The sequence below is a fragment of the Streptomyces sp. NPDC057474 genome (assembly GCF_042802555.1).
GTDB lineage: Bacteria > Actinomycetota > Actinomycetes > Streptomycetales > Streptomycetaceae > Streptomyces.
In genome coordinates this window covers 1-3,928 of record NZ_JBHVDX010000421.1, presented here as the reverse complement: position 1 = coordinate 3,928, position 3,928 = coordinate 1, and the positions used below count along the sequence as shown (strand labels likewise).

The following is a 3,928-nucleotide window of genomic DNA, read 5'->3' as shown; positions in this document are numbered from 1 at the left end:
AGGTCGCCCCGACGAGGCTTCGGGAGCCCTCGGCTCACATGTGCACCGCGGGGGCCGCGTCGGGGTCGTGGACGGGTGCGCCGCGCCGTAGAGCAGGAAGCTGACGACCACGCCGGCGGCGAAGAAGACGGCGGACCACCAGTACGCGGTGGAGTAGGCCTCCAGGCCGGCCTGGGCGACGACGGCGGGGTCCTTCGGGTTCTTGCCGATCAGGTAGTCCGCGGCGGCGCTGGTGGAGAGCGTGTTGAGGAGGGCGGTACCGAGGGAGCCGCCGACCTGCTGCATGGTGTTGACGGTGGCGGAGGCGGCGCCGGCGTCCTCCGCGGCGACCCCCTCCGTGGCCAGGCTCATGGCGGGGGCCATGACCAGGCCGAAGCCGAGTCCGGCGAGGACCAGCGGCGGCAGGATGTCGGTCGTGTAGGAGCTGTTCAGGTCGAGTGCGGTCAGCCAGGCCATCGCGGCGGCTGCTATGCCCATGCCCAGCGGGACCACCGGCTTGGGGCGTGCGCGGGACCCTGCAGCGCGGGCTCGAGGCCTTCGCGGAGCTGGGCTACGACCGGGCGTCCGCCCGAGAACTGGCCCGCCGCCTGGGCGTCAGCCACAACTTCATCAACGACCGCTACGGCTCCAAGGCGGCGTTCTGGCGCGCGGTGGTGGACTCCGCCAGGGGGGCACAGCTGGCGCGCCTGCCCGAGGCCGATCCCTCGGCCGACGACGCGGAGAACCTCCGGCGGCTCATCACCGATTTCTACCGGGTCGCCGCGGACACCCCCCTGGTCGCCCGGCTCTTCGTCGACGAACTCAACCAGGACACCGAGCGGTTGGACTATCTCTACGACCACTACATCGGCGTCGTCGTGGGGAGGATGGCGTCCAGCATCGACCGGCTCGTCGCCGCCGGACGCATGGCACCCATTCCGATGGACGTGCTCTTCTTCGCCATCATCCCGACCGTCTCCGGCATGCTGGACGTCCCCCTCGCCCGCCGCCTCGGCCGCCATGAGCCCTCCTCGCCGGAGCGGACCGCGGCCACGGCGGAGTCGCTGGCGGCGCTGGTGCTCAACGGGTTGCTCGGGACGGGCCGGGAGGGTGGGCCCTGAACCGGAGGATGTGAAGCGGCTCGTCGAGGGTGTCGACGCCGAGGGCGGCGGGGTGCGGGTTCCCTCATGACCGCCTTCGTGACCCTCTGGTCCCGCCTCTTTTGCCGCGGCCCCTCGGAGTGGCTGCTCGCCAGGGCCACCGAGCCCGCGCAACAGCTCGCCGACCGGCCGCGCGGACCCGGCCAGGCCTAGCGCGGCGGCATCGTGTCGAGGAGTTCGTCGGCCATCCGCTGCGCGGGCGCCGCGGTCTGGTCGGCGACGCGGCGGAAGGTGTCCTCGGCGGGGCGGGCCGGCCAGGCGGGGGGCAGGTGGCGGGCGGGGAGGCGGGGGTCGGTGCGGATGGTCCAGAGCCACTCGCTGACGAGCCGCAGACGGGTCCCGATCGGGTCGTCGCCGGAACCGGCGCCCAGGTGGGCGGTCCAGCGCTTGTCGAAGGTGACATAGCGGGCGGCGATGCTCTCCAGGTCCCAGGTGTCGCGGATCATCAGTTCGATGTCGGTGGCCACGTTCGCCTGGGCGTGGAAGATCTTGACGTGGTCGGTGAGCCCGAGTTCCGCGACGACACCGGAGATGTCGACGTTCCCCGGGGCGATCCACAGCCCGCTGTACAGGGCGCCGAAACCGGACCAGGTCAGCCGCGAGCGCAGGTCGTGGCGCTGACGCTTCCAGGAGTCGGGGAGGGAGAAACCGAGGAGGGTCCAGGTGCCGTCCCAGTCGTCGTTGACGGCGCCCTGCTTCCAGATGCGGGTGCGGCCGTCCCACAGGACGCGCGTCGCCTGCGGCGTGAGACCGAAGTACATTTTGCGGCCCTCGCGTTGGCGCCGCAGCAGACCGCGGTTGACCATGCGGGTCAGCGTGGAACGTACGGCCTGTTCACCGACGCCGACACGGCCGAGTGCGTCGATGATGCTGCCCGAGTACACGCACAGATCACGGTCGCCCTCCTCCAGCACATGGTTGCCGAAGAAGGCGAGCATGAGCGACTGCGGGCGCGGCTGCGGGCCGTCCGAGGCGTCGCTGTCCGGGGTGTCCAGGATGTCGTAGTCCTCCACAGGGGCAAGCGTACGGCCGCCCGCCGACGCTCCGACGGGCGGCCGTACCAGGTCACCGGCCGTCGGCGGGGTGCGCGAGGTCGTACGGCCGCAGGTAGGGGGACGGGCGGTACGCCACATAGCGGGCCGGGGTCGTGGAATCGGCCGCCGCGGCACGGGCGTTGAGGGACTCCGCGTCCGTGCCGCGCCACTTGCCGGTGGTGATGCGGTCCTCCAGGGTGTGCAGGGCGGCGAGTTGCTCGGCGGGGCTGAAGGTGCAGTGCCCGGCGTTGTCGACGTTCGCCTGTCGGAGGAGAGAACCGGAACCGGCGGCCGTGACCGCCCGGCGCAGCGCGCTCTCCGTCTGCACGGGGACGAGGGCGTCGCCGATGGTGTGCACGCTGAACTGCGGCTTGGTCAGCTCGCCGGTGAAGGAACTGGTGTCGCTCATCCACTCGACGGCGTTCGGGTCGGCGCTGATGCGCGGGGCCCGGTCTAGGGTGGCGAGGTCGGCCTTCAGGGAGAGCCCCGCCTTCTTGTACAGCTCCTGGACCTCCTTGCGCACCGACGACTGCCCGAGCAGCTTCGCGTAGTCGACCCCCGTGTTCCATGACATGTTGCCGCCCGCCCGCACCTCGGCCTCCTGCCGCCGGTTGAACGCGGCGACCCTCAGCAGCCCCTTGACGGCGTCGTACTGGTTGGCCTGCTGAGCCTCCCAGTCGTTCGCGGCGGGCCGTACTTGCGTCGGCTGGTTCCAGACCGGGATGTTGTGCAGGGCGGCGGCCAGCGCGATCCGCGCCCGCCCCTCGGCCGTCGACTGCGCCGAGTCGACCACGGTCACCAGCGCGTCCGCCGCACTCGTGGCGGCCTCCTGGTCCGCCAGCCCGGTCAGGGGCACGTCGGAGTCGGGCGCGAGAAGCGTCTTGACGGCGAAGACCGGGTCGAGCGTGTTGTTCCAGTTGGCGACGCCGCCGTGGACCAGGCCGCACAACGACAGCGAACCGTCGATCCGGTCCGCGTGCCGCTCCGCGATCGCGGTGGTGACGAGCCCGCCGTACGACCGGCCCCAGGCGATGGTCCGACTCGCCGCCCCGAATCGGTCGCCGAAGACGGAGAGGGTGGCCAGCTGATCGGGCACCGCGTCCGTCACCGCCCAGCCCGTGGTGGCGTACGACGAACCGATCAGCGCGTAGCCCTCCGCGAGCAGCAGCGCCTTCGTGGCGGCGTCCGGGCCGTTCTGCGCCGGGTTGGGCGAGCCGGCCTGCGTGTAGCCGTGGCTGTAGAGCAGCACGGTGCCGTTCCAGTTCGTGGGCACGTCCATCAAGTACGTTGCCCCGGAGGGGAGTTGGCCTTCTACGCGGCTCGGCTCCGTCGTCGCTGCAACGGCCGACGTGGGTACGGCGCTGACGGCGAGCAGGAGGGCTGCCGCGCAGGCGGTACGACGTGCGGCGCGGGTACGGGCGCCGGGGCGGGGCGCACGGGTGCCAGTGCCATCGCCGGTGCCGGTGCCGGTGCCGGTGTCGGTACGGGTGCGGGTGCCGGTCGTCATGCGGAGATCTCCTGGGTGTGGGGGACGGCGGGGCGTTCGGCGGCGTCCGCGAGGGACGCCTTGTTGCTCTCGCGCACGAAGCAGACGGTCAGCGCGGTGATCGCGGCGCCGCCGCACAGCAGCAGGGCGACGGGGGCGCTGTTCCCGCTCCCGGCCACGAGGCTTCCGGCGATCATGGGGGAGAAGCCGGCGCCGATGAGTGTGGCGCCCTGGTAGCCGAGGGAGGCCCCGGTGTAGCGCACCTTCGT

4 protein-coding genes and 2 pseudogenes are annotated in these 3,928 nt (G+C 72.1%); 2 read left to right on the top strand and 4 right to left on the bottom strand.

What is annotated here, in order from left to right; all coding sequences use genetic code 11:
• Positions 1-477 (bottom strand): annotated as a pseudogene (locus ACFU53_RS47095) (hypothetical protein); the annotation flags it as partial.
• Between the two features lie 26 nt (positions 478-503).
• Between ACFU53_RS47095 and ACFU53_RS47090 the strand changes: the two are divergent.
• Together ACFU53_RS47090 and ACFU53_RS47085 are read left to right on the top strand one after the other, a co-directional pair.
• Positions 504-1,100 (top strand): TetR/AcrR family transcriptional regulator, encoded by a 597-nt coding sequence (locus ACFU53_RS47090; RefSeq protein ID WP_384006540.1) that lies wholly within the window; start codon positions 504-506, stop codon positions 1,098-1,100.
• Between the two features lie 66 nt (positions 1,101-1,166).
• Positions 1,167-1,292: a hypothetical protein gene (locus ACFU53_RS47085; RefSeq protein ID WP_384006537.1), complete on the top strand. Its 126-nt coding sequence runs from the start codon at positions 1,167-1,169 to the stop codon at positions 1,290-1,292.
• Here the strand turns inward: ACFU53_RS47085 and ACFU53_RS47080 are convergent.
• The 3 genes and pseudogenes from ACFU53_RS47080 to ACFU53_RS47070 form a co-directional block, all read right to left on the bottom strand.
• Positions 1,289-2,152: a PaaX family transcriptional regulator C-terminal domain-containing protein gene (locus ACFU53_RS47080; RefSeq protein WP_384006534.1), complete on the bottom strand. Its 864-nt coding sequence runs from the start codon at positions 2,150-2,152 to the stop codon at positions 1,289-1,291. The two genes, ACFU53_RS47085 and ACFU53_RS47080, sit on opposite strands and share 4 nt — an antisense overlap.
• Positions 2,153-2,204: 52 nt before the next feature.
• Positions 2,205-3,680, bottom strand: coding sequence for an alpha/beta hydrolase family protein (locus ACFU53_RS47075; protein ID WP_384006531.1), 1,476 nt, complete (start codon positions 3,678-3,680; stop codon positions 2,205-2,207).
• Positions 3,677-3,928 (bottom strand): annotated as a pseudogene (locus ACFU53_RS47070) (MFS transporter); the annotation flags it as partial. The pseudogene ACFU53_RS47070 and the gene ACFU53_RS47075, both read right to left, overlap by 4 nt.

What these genes read in the sequence shown, in the direction of transcription:
- ACFU53_RS47085 (WP_384006537.1), top strand. Translation starts at nt 1,167, where the DNA reads ATGACCGCCTTCGTGACCCTCTGGTCCCGCCTCTTTTGCCGCGGCCCC.
- ACFU53_RS47075 (WP_384006531.1), bottom strand. Translation starts at nt 3,680, where the DNA reads ATGACGACCGGCACCCGCACCCGTACCGACACCGGCACCGGCACCGGC.